Genomic DNA, 15,072 nt, shown 5'->3' with positions numbered 1-15,072 from the left:
ATTAATCCACATCAATTTTGAATGCGTTACATTACCACTTAGTGCCACAAATATAAATGTTATATTATAACATTTTATACCGATAAGCGGCATTTTCACAAATAAGTGATAAAATAAATGCACCTTTCTTATTTGCTTTATATCTAGCTTTAAAGCGTATCAGCTAACGCAATAAGCTGCTCTAGAATATGTTCACCATCAATACGTAAGCCATTATGTTCATATTGATTAGTCTGCCATGACTTAGCATTTGCTAATAATGCCAATGTTTCACAGCTATATTGGTATTCAACATACATATCTTCAACATAAACTGCGGCGGCGACGGGCACGCTATTATTGGCTAACTGTTGCGGACAATATAATTGCGGCCAATCCTTTTTTTGTGCAAGTAAATGTGCAGCTTCACGTAATGGTTGTAGGCATGCCATTTGATCAAACATCCACGGATACACCATTTCACCAGTAAAACTCACATCTTTGCCCGTTTGGTACTGATATTGTGGATATTGAGAACGTACCCTTTCAGCTGCCCACTCAGAAGCTTGGTGCTGACAATATATCGACTCATGCAAAATGGCATAAATAGGATTGGTCTGATAACTCTGCTGATTCAGCATGGTATTAAGGAAGCTATAACTCAATTGTTGTTGTCCCTCGACATCGACAAATGCATCTTCTAACGCATAATACATCGCGAGATCCCCCCCTGTTCCTCCTAATGCTATGCCCCATGTCTGGAATTGCTCAACTGTGAATAATTGTCCATTTGGCAAATACGTTTGATTGTTTGAAAGATACTCTGCAATCGCATTACACTGTTGCTGTGCGCCAGCAAAACGTTTAAAGAATGCTTTATTCTTATCAGCCACTCTTTTATAAGTCGCTTGATATACTTCATCAGCGGTTGCTGTTATTGATGGTATGCCACCGGTAATAAAAACGCGTGATAAGCTTTGTGGATAAAAAGACAAATAATGTAATGCGCAAAAGCCGCCGAAACTTTGTCCTAATAATGCCCACTGTTTAATCCCCATATGCTGGCGTAATTGCTCTGCATCTCGAACAATATTATCAGCTCGAAAGTGGGTTAAGTATTCAGCTTGTTGCTGAGCCGATTTTGCCGCTAACGTTTGGTGAGTAATAGCACTGCTAGCACCAGTACCACGTTGATCAAGTAAAAGTACACGATAATATTTTAATGCTGTTTTTAACCAGCCACTATTGGCATCTGGTCGTGGTGCAGCAAAGCCTGGACCGCCTTGCAAATATACTAACCAAGGTAAATTTTTATCACGGTTTAATTTATGAACGACTTCTCGTGCATAGATCGTCAATGAACCGTCAGTTATTTGTTCATAATTAACCGGAACATTAATATTTATATTTCGAAAACAAAGTTGATCACTATAAATAAAATCTTGCAATGATATTCTCCAATAACTTAATAAAAACAATTATCATTTAATATTGATTAAATAATAATACATTTCAACTCAATATTGTTATATATGTTTTTTGAATATAACAAACTAAGAAATAAAAACCTAAATATCAACACGTTAAATATATAGCGTAATATTTGAAATATACCAATTAATAATAAGAATAATTATCAGTTAATGATTTCATAATTGAAATCTTTTTTCCAAAATTTAAATAACCTTGAATACAAAAAAAAGCGTATATTTATTCCATTAGCAAAATAGATAATAAAATCAGTTTTGTTGCTATAAAAATCGTTTGATATTTATCTTTTTATAGCGGGAGATGATGTTCCTCCTTTAACCGCCTTATCGAATTTCTTTAAGGATAATGACGTCTGACAACATTCGGCTTTTAATGGTCGAGGACCGTGTTATTTCTCTGTTGAATACCCAACGATATTGTGGTTTCAAACACGTCGCGTTGTTAACGTATATCGTCCTCGTCACATTATCTGCACGATAACGAATTATCAATTCTACACTGCTAATAGTAATACGCTAATGCATACCTTTTGTATTATCTTATTGCCTAACTGCGGTGTCTATGAGGCAGAGCAATGCAATACTCAAGTGAAGTTCAAAACATGTGTCCTATCTCTCGTGGCCAAATGCACGAGTCAGCGCCAATTCCAGTAGAAGGTCGCTGGGTTAGCCCTAAAGATGTTATTGCTATTTCTGGTGTAAGCCACGGTGTTGGTGCTTGTGCGCCACAGCAAGGTGCTGCGAAATTAACACTTAACGTTAAAAACGGCATCATCGAAGAAGCACTAATCGAAACTATCGGTTGTTCTGGTATGACTCACTCTGCAGCAATGGCTTCAGAAATCATCACTGGTAAAACAATCCTTGAAGCATTAAACACTGACCTTGTGTGTGATGCTATCAACGTTGCAATGCGTGAAATCTTCCTTCAGTACGTTTACGGCCGTACTCAAACTGCATTCTCTTTAGATGGCTTACCAATCGGTGCTGGTCTTGAAGATCTGGGTAAAGGTCTACGTAGCCAAGTTGGTACACACTACGGTACACGTGAAAAAGGCCCTCGCTACATGGAGATGGCTGAAGGTTACGTTACTAAAATTGCACTAGATGACAACGACGAAATCATTGGCTACCGTTTTGTAAACGTAGGTAAGATGATGGAATCTATCGGTAAAGGTGTTCCTGCAGCAGAAGCTATGGAACAAGCAATGGGTCAATACGGTCGCTTTGATGAAGCAGTTCGTACTATCGATCCTCGTCACGAGTAATCATAGACCTATATCACACAAGTAAATGACGCGTTTATTTTAACTTCTTAAGAGTTACAGCGTCACTGAAATTGTTTTTACCGAATTAAAGGACACTCCATCATGGCTGCATTATTTGAAAGTTTTGATCGTCGTATTGCACAAATTACTCCAGTACTAGAACAGTACGGTTTCGCTTCACTAGAAGAAGCTCGTGATTTCTGTAATGAAAATGGTGTTGATGCATACAACATCGTTAAAGAAACACAACCTATCGCATTTGAAAACGCATCTTGGGCTTACGTTTTAGGTACAGCTATTGCACTTAAAGAAGGCGCAAAAACAGCGGCTGACGCTGCTGAATTCCTAGGTCAAGGCCTACAAGCTTTCTGTATTCCTGGTTCTGTTGCTGATCAACGTCAAGTAGGTATTGGTCACGGTCGTCTAGGCGCTCGTCTGCTAAGCAACGAAACACAATGTTTCGCATTCCTTGCAGGTCACGAATCATTTGCAGCAGCTGAAGGTGCGATCAAAATTGCTCTAAACGCTAACAAAGTACGTACTAACCCACTACGCGTTATTCTTAACGGTCTTGGTAAAGATGCTGCATACCTAATCGCACGTATCAACGGCTTTAACTACGTTGAAACTAAATTCGATTACGTTACTGGTGAATTAAACGTTGTTTCTGAGCGTCGTTTCTCTCAAACACAACGTGGTGACATCAACTGTTACGGTTCTGATGATGTACGTGAAGGCGTTGCAATTATGCACCGCGAAAATGTTGATATCTCTATCACTGGTAACTCAACTAACCCAACACGTTTCCAACACCCTGTTGCTGGTACGTACAAAAAAGAACGTCTAGAAGCAGGCAAAGCTTACTTCTCAGTAGCATCAGGCGGCGGTACTGGTCGTACTCTTCACCCTGATAACGTTGCTGCAGGTCCAGCTTCTTACGGTCTTACTGATACTATGGGTCGTATGCACTCTGACGCTCAGTTTGCAGGTTCTTCATCTGTACCAGCTCACGTTGAAATGATGGGTCTTATTGGTATGGGTAACAACCCAATGGTTGGTGCTACTGTTGCTGTTGCTGTTGCTATCGAGCAAGCAGCTAAATAAGCTCAGTAAAATAAAAAAGTTTATCTTCAAATAACGAAAAAGGCGCGAGATTAGACACTCGCGCCTTTATTTGTTTGTCTTAATTGTTATTTCTGCAAAATACTCTAAAATCCTCCCCCATCCCAAGTTCTTGATCACGCTTATCCCTATAAAACACTCAGTCTTCAGGGTATAATCAATAAAGAATCAAGTTAATCTTATATATGTTACACAGCACTGCGCTGTTACAGATAAAGTAAAGGAAATATCATGATCCAAGTTGTAGGTCACAAAAACCCAGATAGTGACAGCATTTGTTCTGCACTAGTTTGTACAGCATTTCTTAAAGCTCGTGGCCTTGAAGCGACAGCAATTCGCCAAGGTGAAATGAACCGTGAAACACTACATATCCTTGAGATGGCTGGCGTTACAGCTCCTGAGCTACGTACAAGCGTTGCTGGCGAGAAAGTATGGCTAGTAGACTACTCAGATCTTGCTCAAGCACCTGATGATCTAGCTGAAGCTGAAGTTGTAGGTATTGTTGACCACCACCGCCTAGGTGATGTAATGACAATTAACCCAATGGAAGCATGGATCTGGCCTGTAGGCTGTACTTGTACTGTACTATTCAACTTATTCAAGATTGAAGGTCATGAAATCACTCGTGAACTAGCAGTACTTATGATGTCAGCGATCCTATCTGATACTGTAGGCTTTGCTTCTCCAACATGTACTCAAAAAGATAAAGATGCAGTACATGAGCTTGCTCAAATTGCTGACGTACAAGATCTAGAAGCATTTATCAAAGCGCTTCTTATTGCTAAAACTGATATCGCAGGTTTAACAGCAGCTCAACTTGTTGAGAAAGACCTTAAAGGCTACCCTTTCAACGATCGTGACGTTGTTGTTGGTCAAATCGAACTTGCGACACTTGAGCAAGTTGATAGCATGATTGAAGAGCTTCAAGCCGATCTTCAGCGCCGTTGTGATGAAGAAGGTCTTGGTATGGCTGCATTGATGCTAACAGACATCACAACCAGCACGACACGCCTACTTTACACTGGTGATTGGAATCACATTCTTGATACCCATGCGACTGATGGCGTATTAATGATGGAAAATACGCTAAGCCGTAAGAAGCAAGGCTGGCCTTGGCTACAAACAGTACTTGCAAAGTAAATAATCACCACGATTATTGAGAATAAAGGTCCTTTAAAAGGGCCTTTTTTTTGGTCAAAATTCGCAGTAAACATTAACTAAAATACAGAAAACGTCGCCTAATATGTAAAACTTTATCGCTTACATCGCCAAAATTAGAGTAAATACTTTAACAGTTTTATCAATCAAACTTCATCTATAAACCACCAATATGAACAAAGTATAACCAAACAAACCATTTTATTGTGATATTTGTTCATCTTTGCTTATTATTCCCTTGAGGTATAACTATACTTCTCTCTCTTAAAAATCCCACCGTCATTGACGGGTGAAACAGCAAGAAGCTACTCGCAATTATAGAGAGACAGCATAATGTCCATTAATAAAAATAATATTGCCTTAATTATTACAGCATTGCTTTCTAGCCAAGCGTATGCCGCCGGCTATCAAGTATCAGAACATTCAGCAGCAGGTCTTGGACGTGCTTACGCAGGTGATGCCGCTGTCGCAGATACGGCAGCTGTTCTAGCGCGTAACCCCGCAGCAATGACACGTTTTAAGAATGCTGAAGTTTCAGGTGTTGCTAGTGTTATCAACCCATCAATTGATATTGATGATCACACTCATAATGAAACAGCAAAAGATATTTCACCTATCAGTTTTGTTCCTGCGGCATACTACATCCAACCGCTTAATGACAAAACCGCGGTTGGTTTAGCCATTTTCAGTAATTATGGCGTGACAACCGATTATCCAAAGGCAATGCAAGCAGGCAGTTTAGCGGGTAAAACATCATTAGAAACCGTTAACTTCAATCCTAATATTGCTTATCGTTTATCGCCACAATTAAGCATTGGTGGTGGTGTTAGCCTTGTTTATGGCACCGCAGAATTTAACCGTCGTTTAGGCTCTTTATCTTACGCCGCACCAAGCCATAATCTTATCGATATGAAAGGCACAAGTTGGGGCTGGGGTTGGAATATTGGTGCGTTATATGAACTCGATAATAACAACCGTTTTGGATTAAGCTACCGCTCACAAGTCGATCTCAATTTTAATGGCCATTTTACTGACTACTTGGGCCAAGCAACATCCAAACCCAATCAAACTGTTGCAGCAAACCTTAAGCTACCACTGCCAGCGATTGCTGAGTTTTCAGGCTTCCACCAGCTAAACCCACAATGGGCTATTAGCTATAGTGTCCAATGGACGCAATACAATAAATTCAAACAAATTAAAGCGACCAGTTCTGAATGTGCTAACGGCAGCTGTTTTGTTAAGAAAGAAAACTTTAAAGATACTTATCGTTGGGCCGTAGGTACAACCTATACCCTCAATCCAACTTGGACATTACGCTATGGCTTTGCCATTGATCAGCAAGCGGGACAAGCAACACTGAGTATTCCAGATACCGACCGTTATTGGTATTCAGCAGGTGCAACTTACCATTACAGCCCTGCACTTTCTGTTGATCTTGGTGTGACTTATATTCACAGTAAAAAAGCTGATTTCATCGAGCAAACACCCGTCGGTGAGAAAGATAGCTTAACGTCATCAGGTAAAGCTTACCTAGCCGCCGCCCAAGTTAATTACCGCTTTTAATGCGAAATAAACTATAAAATCATTAGGAATCACTATGAAAATACGTTCTATCGCATTATTAGTTACCTCTGCGTTAACTTTAATAGCATGTAAAGGTAACGGAAGTTTAGAGAATCAATCACCGATTGATCCTAATATTGCAGCAAGTTTAAAAGCTGAAACAAAGGTAAATTTTGATCTACTAGCCAAAGATAAAAAACTCGTACTACCGACATATTTAGCAATGGATGTGCAAAATGGTACCCTTGCAACAGAAGCAATGGCTAAAGATAAAACCAATACTTCAGATCCATTAGTCGCTATGGGTCAAACTGATGGTTGGAGTACCACTCAGCCGATCACCATTAATTTTACCGGTAAGGAACTCGATAAATCACCGGCAGAAAATAGCTTTTATTTAATTAAATCAGGTGATCCAACTAACCCTGACGATACAACAAAGCCAACTCTATTATCTCAGCAAAATGGAGATTTTACTCTTCAAGTCTCTGGTCACAGTTTAATTGTGATCCTGCTTAAGCCATTAGATCCGGCAAGTAACTACATGTTTGCTGTTACTGACGCTCTTAAAGACGTTAATGGCCAAGCTGTTGGTACGAGCAATTCGTATGCCTTACTGAAGTCAGATAAGTTACCACCAGCACCAGCATTATTACCTGCGCAAAAGATCACTCATGCCACTGAAGAAGCTTTTCACGGTATTGTACAAAAGCGCGATATTATCTTCTCTTCATGGTTTACAACGTTATCATCTGGTGATGTGCTATTTGCTGCCAAAATGGCAACTGAAGAGGCACTGCAGAACGGCGCAAATACCGTCTGGAAAGGCTCTGCTATTGCACCAACCGTTACATCAGCACAACTTGATAAACTGTTTACCTTCTCGCAGCCAATAGAAGTTGAAGATAACAATAAAGTAAATGGTACAAGTAATGTCCGTATCTATCACGGTAAACTTTCTTTACCTTATTACTTAGATATTCAACCAAACAAGTTCATGAATACCCCTTGGCAAAGTGGTATGCCTAGCCTCGCTAAAATTAAATATGTGTTAACTAATGGTAGTAATGCCGATAAAGCGACCATTTTAAACCAGTTAGCAGCAGCGAATGTATCACTACAAGACATGGCGCAAGTTGCGACTAACCCACAAAAACAAGTTGAAGTATTAACTAAGTTAATGGGAAAAACACTGTATTTAGCCAATGGTAACCAACTGGATCCTGAGCGTTTAATCACTCGTTACAGCGCTGTTCCTGAGCTAAAATCAGTACAAACTATTGATTATACTTTAGTACTACCAAGTAACAAAAAATGCCAAGCACTTGGTGCTAACGATGTTACTATCTTCCAGCATGGTATTACTTCGAATAAAAGTGTATTAACCGCACACAGTGATGGTTTACCGTCTTTAGCCGAAACATTAATTGGCGATCAATGCCGCGCTATTTTTGCCATCAACCAGCCTCTTCATGGTGAAGACCGCGGTATTCATCTTATTGATGCAAATGGCAATACAAAATACGAGAATGCTTCCTCAGATCCATCTATCTATCTGAACTTACAAGATTTAACCGTTGCACGAGATAACTTACGCCAAAGTACGATTGATGTGGTCAACCTCCGTGCTTCTATTGGCTCATTGTTTGCTCATATTCAGCAACAACAACAAAATAACCAAGATCTCAATCCTGTTTCACCATTAGAGATGTTAAATCCCAATAGCGGTGTTAATTTTACAGGCCATTCATTAGGTGCAATTGTTGGTACCAATGTTGGTAATATTGCTAATCGTCCAACAATGAACCCTGCATTTGATAAACAATACTTTGCTATCAATAAACTCGCATTGGCAAACCCAGGTGCAGAGATCCCCTACCTACTATTAAACTCAGGTAGTTTTGGTGGGCTTTTAAAAGCAGGTATTTTACAAACTACGGTATCAAACCCGACTCAAATAACCCCTGAAGTGATTGAAACAGGCAAATTTCTACAAGCACTCAATGTTTGCTATAAAGCTCAGGACGATAACAATAAAGATTTGAATAAGTGTTACGTTAATAACATTAGCGCGATTAAACAAAATAATCCGAGTTTATTTGCTCAATGGACCGATAGTTACGTTAAGTTTGCCTATGCAGCACAAACTGTAATGGATCCTGTTGACCCGATTAACCTTGCTAAAGGTATTCCAGCGGCGGTTCCAGTATTGGTGCAAATGGTGACTGGTGACAGTACGATACCAAATATTACTACACCAAATAACTTACCTTATTCGCCATTCACGGGTACTGAGCCTTTAATTAAACAACTGGAGTTAACACCAAATAATGTTACTAAAGGTTGGAAAGTATATACACCAGGCAGTCACACTTCATTATTAGAAGTGACTCAACCAACGGCTAATGATAATTTTACTGTTGATGAATCAAAAGCAACTACATCAAAAATGCAGGCTGATATGACAACGTTCTTAAATAAATAAGACAGCCTAGTAACTAGCCTTGATAATCAAGTGAATCTATATTTCCACATTGGTTATCAAGGCTTTTATGATTCAGTGCAGATAAACATACTCTAGCGTAAATGCTGCATCAAACTGGTTTTTTGATTAAGTATCTGAGAAAAAGAGCGAATAAACTGCTCACCAATTTGCAGCCCTTGGTGATAATCAAGTTCTAAATCTTCATAACTACTTAATAAAGCACTACTGTTTAGCGTTTTCTCTGGCGCAATTTGAATGACTTGTAACCCTTGAGGTGGATTGGTCAGAAAATCATTCACATCTCGATAAGTACGATGATAACGCGCTAGCATTTCTAATATTTCAGAATTAGTTCCCTGCCCTGTTATCTGTAATAATCGCTCTATATTTAACTGTGAAAACCAACTCTTTTTAGCTACAGCTTGATCGATATAATTATTATTTGGCTGCTCAGTTATTTCATCTTCCCAGTAATTTTGACGCCATTGTTCAAATCGTTGACTTAATTCTTGATGAATATTCTTTATTTTATCGACCGATTCATTGAGGCTTAACTTATCAATATAATAAGGTAATTGCGTTTCAATATTTTCACGCCAATCATCAAAAATACCTCGTTCGTCATTACCACTGCTATTAGCATGATTATCTTCTAGCGGTTCAGTACGAATAACCACGACTAAATCAGCCCCGCGCCGCCATGCTTCTTTTACTGGAATTGCAGCACTAACACCACCATCCACCCATTGCAGTTCATTCATATTAACAGGCTGATTATAAAGCAACGGAATAGCACAACTTGCTAATAAGACCTCACTCCAATCTTGTTGGTACATCGGTAAATAATAGTCTTGAAGGGTGTCTTTACGGGTCGCACACGCGAGTGCGGTGCGATGAGCTAGTGTTTTACGCGCAGTTGCAATATCTAACGGATACAAACCTGAGGGAGATACTTGTTGTAACGCCCAATCAAGGTTCATTGGCTGTTGCTTACTAAGATATTTATAAAGATTAAAAAACTTATCATCCATCGAGACATCACGAATAAAATGATAACCAAATCGAGGCTGGCGACTAATAAAAGAAGATAAATTAAGCGCTCCTGCAGAGGTACCGATATACAATTCAAACGGATCAAATTGGTGCTCAAGAAAACTATCAAGTACACCCGCAGAAAAGATACCGCGTTGACCACCACCTTGAACGATTAGCGCCATTTTTTTGTGGGGGGCTGCGTGTATCATCGACGAAAAATCAGCAATAGATTGATCATTGAAATCACGCAAACTAAATGGAAGATAATTCATCTCTTCTCCCTGTTTAATATGCCTAACAGCATACCATTAATATACCTAAGAGAATCGAATATACAATCTACGCATACCTATAGAAAATACTATTTATAACATTTCATGATAATTATTTAATCTAGGTTACTTTTAGTATTACGCATGCAGAGCAACTAGCCCATAACTTGCCAGTGTAAAAAGCGTAATCGTTACGGTTACTAGCGCTATTTTTAATTCAATATTCATCATTAACCACCTATTAATTTGTAACATTTTGTTAACCTAATTGTATGGTTAGATTGTTCAGAAAATCAATATCAATTACAATAATTATAACTCTGATCACACTGTTAGCACTGTATATATCCATGCGATGCCATCAATAAAATGGCGTACTACCATATATATATGTAGCTTATTTATAGGAAACCAAATGAAACCATTACTCACTGTGAGCTTAATTGCTACTACAATCATTTCCACGACAGCGATGGCAAAACCTGTCGATTGGACACCAGGTATTGGCGGTGAAATTTCTTTAATGGTTGGCTACAACAAATCAAATTCGCAATTTAATAGTGATAACCATACGACTGAAAACTTAAATAATAATGGTAATGATCAGACTAAAATGTTTGTCGCCCCCATTGGTAGCGTAAACTACACCTTTAATAGCGGTGACAAACAACTTTATTTTGGTACCAGCCGCTCAGACATCGCACTGGGCCGTTTTCATATTGAAGCAGGATACCGACAAAAATTTGCCGATACCTCAACACTCACTCTCAGCTATATTCCAGGCTTATTAAGCCAAAAAACATGGCAAGACCCTTACCTACAAGGTGTAAAACGCAGCAAAACAAACTCTAATATTAATGCCTTTAGCGTCAAACTGGATAATATTCGTGGATCACGTTTTTCTGGTCAAATTGCCTACGGTAAGTTCAGTGTTGATCATGAGAACAGTGGCAACGATCCTTTCCTAAATCTAACCAATAATGAAAAAGCATCCCTTAACCGTAATGCTAACGTCCTTTATACTGAAGGGACATTTGTTCAGCCTTTTAGCCGTAGCTTAATTCTGCGCACAGCGGTCAACTACACCAATATTGATGCTGATGGTCGTGCCATGAGCAATAATATTTATGGCGCAGCTGCAACCATTATTCAACTGTTACCTCAATCTAGCCTTGCGTTTACACTAAGCTACAAAAAAGCGTTATTTGATGCCACCCATCCCGTTTTTAATAAAAAACAACAAGATAATAAGTTTGGTGCATTCTTAGCGTATGAATATAACCAACCCTTTAATTGGAAAAACTGGGGCTTAGTTTCTCTGATTGGTTACAGCTCAACCCAATCAAATATTAACTTTTATGACAGTAACGATGTCTTAGTCAGTGCTGGCTTAAACTATAAATTCTAATGACGTTGCAATTAATAGCTATTGCTTGAGTTTATTGTGAATAACTGGCTTATATTTCGGAGTGGTTGTAATTTAACCATTCCGAAATAATTCGAGACATCCATCAAAATATCGATTAGATTGAACACTCTTTGCCAAAGTTATGGAAACGTTAAATAAATTATGGCGGCTAATAATCGTACTGCTGATGCATCTCTAGAATCCTTGCATCGCATTTTCACTGTACCAGAAGCTCCGGATTCAACCTTAGGCTTGATTGAAAAAGAACTGTCAGAAAATCTCAATGAGTTTCTGCGTACCCATATCGCAGCCACGGAAAAACCGCTGGCAGAAATTGAAAAAGATTTCTCTAACGCCAATATTCCTGAACTTCCATCGTTTGTTTCTGATCATACCCAATTATTGCTCAATAAATTAGTGGCTCAATCTGTCCATACTGCAGCACCGACATTTATTGGTCACATGACTTCTGCCCTGCCTTACTTCATGATGCCTTTATCTAAAATCATGATTGCACTTAACCAAAACTTAGTAAAAATAGAAACCTCAAAAGCGTTTACGCCACTTGAGCGCCAAGTATTGGGTATGCTGCATAAGTTAATCTTCAATCAAAATGAAAGTTTCTATCAACAATGGATGCACAGTGCCGACCATTCTTTAGGGGCTTTTTGTTCTGGTGGTACCATCGCTAACATTACAGCACTCTGGGTTGCCCGTAATGCCGCATTACAACCTGATGGTGAATTTACAGGCGTTGGTCAGCAAGGACTACTGCGCGCAATGCGACATTATGGCTATGATGATCTTGCGATTTTAGTCTCTGAGCGTGGTCACTACTCTCTTAAAAAAGCAGCAGATGTATTAGGTATAGGGCGTGACAGTCTTATCGCAATTAAAACCGATGATAATAACCGGGTTGATCTTGATGCTCTACAAACAACACTGACAGATTTAAAGCGTAACAATATTAAACCTTTTGCCATCATTGGCATTGCAGGTACTACTGAGACTGGCAATATTGATCCTCTTGATCAACTCGCAGACATTGCCGCAGAACATCAGTGTCATTTTCATGTTGACGCCGCTTGGGGTGGTGCAACATTAATGTCAAATAAATACCGGCATTTACTTAAAGGGATCGAACGTGCCGATTCGATTACCATTGATGCCCATAAACAGCTCTATATTCCAATGGGAGCTGGCATGGTGATATTTAAAAATCCAGAGTTAATGACGGCCATTGAACATCATGCTGAATATATTCTTCGTAAAGGCTCTAAAGATCTAGGGAGTCATACCCTTGAGGGTTCGCGCAGTGGAATGGCAATGCTTCTGTATGCCAGCATGAATATTATTAGCCGTCCTGGCTATGAATTGTTGATCAATAATAGTATCGAAAAAGCCCATTACTTTGCTCATTGCATTGAACAACACCCTGAGTTTGAATTAGTCACTCACCCAGAATTATGCTTGCTTACTTATCGCTATGTACCAGCAAAAACACAACAAGCATTACTACAAGCAACACCAGAGCAGCGAGATCAGCTATTAGAGCTATTAAACGATCTCACTCAATTTATTCAAAAACGGCAGCGAGAATCTGGCAAATCGTTTGTATCACGTACTCGTATCACTCCAGAAAAATGGCAACGTAAACCAACAACGGTCTTTCGTGTGGTACTAGCTAACCCGCTCACAACCACTGACATTTTGGAAAATGTATTGAGTGAGCAGCAGCAACTAGCGCAACAAAGTACAATTAGTCTGCCTGAAATCGTTAATTTGACTGAACAAATAATAGAAAAAAGAACAAAAAATGATATATAACGCCTTTATTTCTATACGTTATTTTACGAATATTTAGCTTATATCGCATTTTTTGCCTATTTCTTTCATTAAACTGAACGGTAAACGGTATTCAATATATGACTATTTTATGAATAACTCGCGATCTAACTATGAACAGTGGATGATTATAGTATGAATAGCCCCATAAAATAGTCCCTTTTACCCTTCTCTATATTTATTCGATTACCCACTTAAAAATCGATTTTTGTATAAAATCGATTTTTCAAGGGAATATTACTCAAAATACATGTTCATAAGATTTCATTTTTCAAGGTTGTCGTTATTGATTTGCTCCATAAAAGATAATGCCTACCACAAATATTGTTACCACATAGTTACAAAAACTACTCGTTATTAATAATGATTCTCAATAATGCATTTTGTTCCTTTTTGACCCAAAAAAATATCTCGCAAAATCATGATTTAAATCAAAAAATGGCTTACCTGAAACCCAAAAAAAATGCCCTATTTGCTTTAAATAGGGCATTTTTATGTCAATTTATGTCATAAATATTTGTTAACAATTCAACGATAGCAACTCAATATCGACATTAATTAGTCCCCAGCAAACATATAACCTTCGCCGTGAACGGTAACAAAAATCTGTGGATTCTTTGGATCTAGTTCCATTTTCGAACGCATACGACGGATTAAAACATCGATGGTTCTGTCATTTGGTGCTTCAACTCGATGGCTTAACATGTTCAAAATACGCTCACGGCTAAGCACTACATTAGGGTGTGATGAGAAGGCAACTAACAGCTCATATTCAGCTTTAGTTAACTTCACAGGCAGGCCGTTATGAGTCAGTGCGCGCTTGTTAATATCAAACTGCCACTCACCAAAACGAATGATGTTATCTTCCTGCATTTCAACCATAGTCTCATCACGCGCTTTTTCTACTAAGGTCATGCGCCATAACAAGTTTTTCACTCTAACTAACAGTTCACGCAGTTCAAAAGGCTTAGTAACATAGTCGTCTGCGCCCATCTCTAAACCGACAATTCTATCGATACTATCAGTACGCCCTGTGACTAAAATAATGCCAACTTCAGAGCGACTACGCAGCTCACGAGTTAGCATTAAACCATCTTCACCTGGCAGGTTAATATCTAGCATTACAAGGTCAATTTTTTCCGTTGCCATAATCTCGCGCATCTGTGCGCCACTGTCTGCTTGGCTAACCTTGTATCCTTCGTTCTCAAAATACCCAACCAATTTTGTGCGGGTAACAATTTCATCTTCTACAACAAGTACGTGATGGGTCATGTCGTTCTCTTTTTAGTTTTTGGCTTTCTAACTGAACGGTAGCACAAACTAAGACCATTCACAATTTGTCATAACTATGCCTTTGCTATTCATTCGTAGCGTTAACCTTATTCATATCGTGACAATAAGATTACCCCATAAAATTTTAACCGTCACCGTACCCTACGGTGTGCAT

The 15,072-nt window shown here is 38.9% G+C and carries 10 protein-coding genes and 1 riboswitch; of the genes, 7 read left to right on the top strand and 3 right to left on the bottom strand.

The genetic code is table 11. The features are described 5' to 3' along the window. Positions 1 to 149: 149 nt before the first annotated feature. Entirely contained in the window at positions 150 to 1,427 is a 1,278-nt protein-coding gene (locus PMAL9190_RS00590) for an alpha/beta fold hydrolase (RefSeq protein WP_087843443.1), read from the bottom strand. A gap of 330 nt (positions 1,428 to 1,757) precedes the next feature. Beyond that, positions 1,758 to 1,832: riboswitch (Fluoride riboswitch) on the top strand. Between the two features lie 212 nt (positions 1,833 to 2,044). Between PMAL9190_RS00590 and PMAL9190_RS00585 the strand changes: the two genes are divergently transcribed. The 5 genes from PMAL9190_RS00585 (at position 2,045) to PMAL9190_RS00565 (ending at position 9,065) form a co-directional block, all read left to right on the top strand. Continuing rightward, the gene (locus tag PMAL9190_RS00585) at positions 2,045 to 2,737 is read left to right on the top strand and encodes an iron-sulfur cluster assembly scaffold protein (protein WP_087843442.1); all 693 of its coding nucleotides are present in this window, start codon (positions 2,045 to 2,047) and stop codon (positions 2,735 to 2,737) included. A gap of 102 nt (positions 2,738 to 2,839) precedes the next feature. Continuing rightward, the gene (locus PMAL9190_RS00580) at positions 2,840 to 3,841 is read left to right on the top strand and encodes a GGGtGRT protein (RefSeq protein WP_087843441.1); all 1,002 of its coding nucleotides are present in this window, start codon (positions 2,840 to 2,842) and stop codon (positions 3,839 to 3,841) included. Positions 3,842 to 4,090: 249 nt separating this feature from the next. Continuing rightward, the gene (locus PMAL9190_RS00575) at positions 4,091 to 4,999 is read left to right on the top strand and encodes a manganese-dependent inorganic pyrophosphatase (RefSeq protein ID WP_087819894.1); all 909 of its coding nucleotides are present in this window, start codon (positions 4,091 to 4,093) and stop codon (positions 4,997 to 4,999) included. 351 nt (positions 5,000 to 5,350) lie between these two features. After that, a complete protein-coding gene (locus PMAL9190_RS00570) occupies positions 5,351 to 6,580 on the top strand; it encodes an outer membrane protein transport protein (RefSeq protein ID WP_087843440.1) in 1,230 nt (409 codons plus the stop codon). A 34-nt stretch (positions 6,581 to 6,614) separates the two neighbouring features. Further along, positions 6,615 to 9,065, top strand: coding sequence for a VolA/Pla-1 family phospholipase (locus tag PMAL9190_RS00565; protein ID WP_087843439.1), 2,451 nt, complete (start codon positions 6,615 to 6,617; stop codon positions 9,063 to 9,065). Positions 9,066 to 9,157: 92 nt separating this feature from the next. Here the strand turns inward: PMAL9190_RS00565 and PMAL9190_RS00560 are convergent, their stop codons facing one another. Next, on the bottom strand, positions 9,158 to 10,372 hold the full coding sequence (locus PMAL9190_RS00560) for a patatin-like phospholipase family protein (protein ID WP_087843438.1): 1,215 nt from the start codon (positions 10,370 to 10,372) through the stop codon (positions 9,158 to 9,160). Positions 10,373 to 10,787: 415 nt separating this feature from the next. On the opposite strand from PMAL9190_RS00560, the gene PMAL9190_RS00555 reads away from it, so the two are divergent. Together PMAL9190_RS00555 and panP are read left to right on the top strand one after the other, a co-directional pair. Beyond that, positions 10,788 to 11,780 (top strand): DUF2860 domain-containing protein, encoded by a 993-nt coding sequence (locus PMAL9190_RS00555; protein WP_087843437.1) that lies wholly within the window; start codon positions 10,788 to 10,790, stop codon positions 11,778 to 11,780. 162 nt (positions 11,781 to 11,942) lie between these two features. Beyond that, on the top strand, positions 11,943 to 13,607 hold the full coding sequence (panP, locus tag PMAL9190_RS00550; protein ID WP_087843436.1) for a pyridoxal-dependent aspartate 1-decarboxylase PanP: 1,665 nt from the start codon (positions 11,943 to 11,945) through the stop codon (positions 13,605 to 13,607). Between the two features lie 576 nt (positions 13,608 to 14,183). Here panP and torR read toward each other — a convergent pair. Continuing rightward, positions 14,184 to 14,897, bottom strand: a complete 714-nt coding sequence (gene torR, locus PMAL9190_RS00545; protein WP_005368225.1) for a two-component system response regulator TorR — start codon at positions 14,895 to 14,897, stop codon at positions 14,184 to 14,186. Positions 14,898 to 15,072: the final 175 nt, after the last annotated feature.

Source organism: Photobacterium malacitanum, assembly GCF_900185615.1.
Taxonomy (GTDB): Bacteria; Pseudomonadota; Gammaproteobacteria; order Enterobacterales; family Vibrionaceae; genus Photobacterium; species Photobacterium malacitanum.
The sequence above is the reverse complement of the archived record's forward strand: the minus strand, read 5'-3'. Positions and strand labels throughout refer to the sequence as shown.

Coding starts and splice junctions, on each gene's coding strand:
- PMAL9190_RS00585 (WP_087843442.1), top strand. CDS start 2,045: ATGCAATACTCAAGTGAAGTTCAAAACATGTGTCCTATCTCTCGTGGC.
- PMAL9190_RS00580 (WP_087843441.1), top strand. CDS start 2,840: ATGGCTGCATTATTTGAAAGTTTTGATCGTCGTATTGCACAAATTACT.
- PMAL9190_RS00575 (WP_087819894.1), top strand. CDS start 4,091: ATGATCCAAGTTGTAGGTCACAAAAACCCAGATAGTGACAGCATTTGT.
- PMAL9190_RS00570 (WP_087843440.1), top strand. CDS start 5,351: ATGTCCATTAATAAAAATAATATTGCCTTAATTATTACAGCATTGCTT.
- PMAL9190_RS00565 (WP_087843439.1), top strand. CDS start 6,615: ATGAAAATACGTTCTATCGCATTATTAGTTACCTCTGCGTTAACTTTA.
- PMAL9190_RS00560 (WP_087843438.1), bottom strand. CDS start 10,372: ATGAATTATCTTCCATTTAGTTTGCGTGATTTCAATGATCAATCTATT.
- PMAL9190_RS00555 (WP_087843437.1), top strand. CDS start 10,788: ATGAAACCATTACTCACTGTGAGCTTAATTGCTACTACAATCATTTCC.
- panP (WP_087843436.1), top strand. CDS start 11,943: ATGGCGGCTAATAATCGTACTGCTGATGCATCTCTAGAATCCTTGCAT.
- torR (WP_005368225.1), bottom strand. CDS start 14,897: ATGACCCATCACGTACTTGTTGTAGAAGATGAAATTGTTACCCGCACA.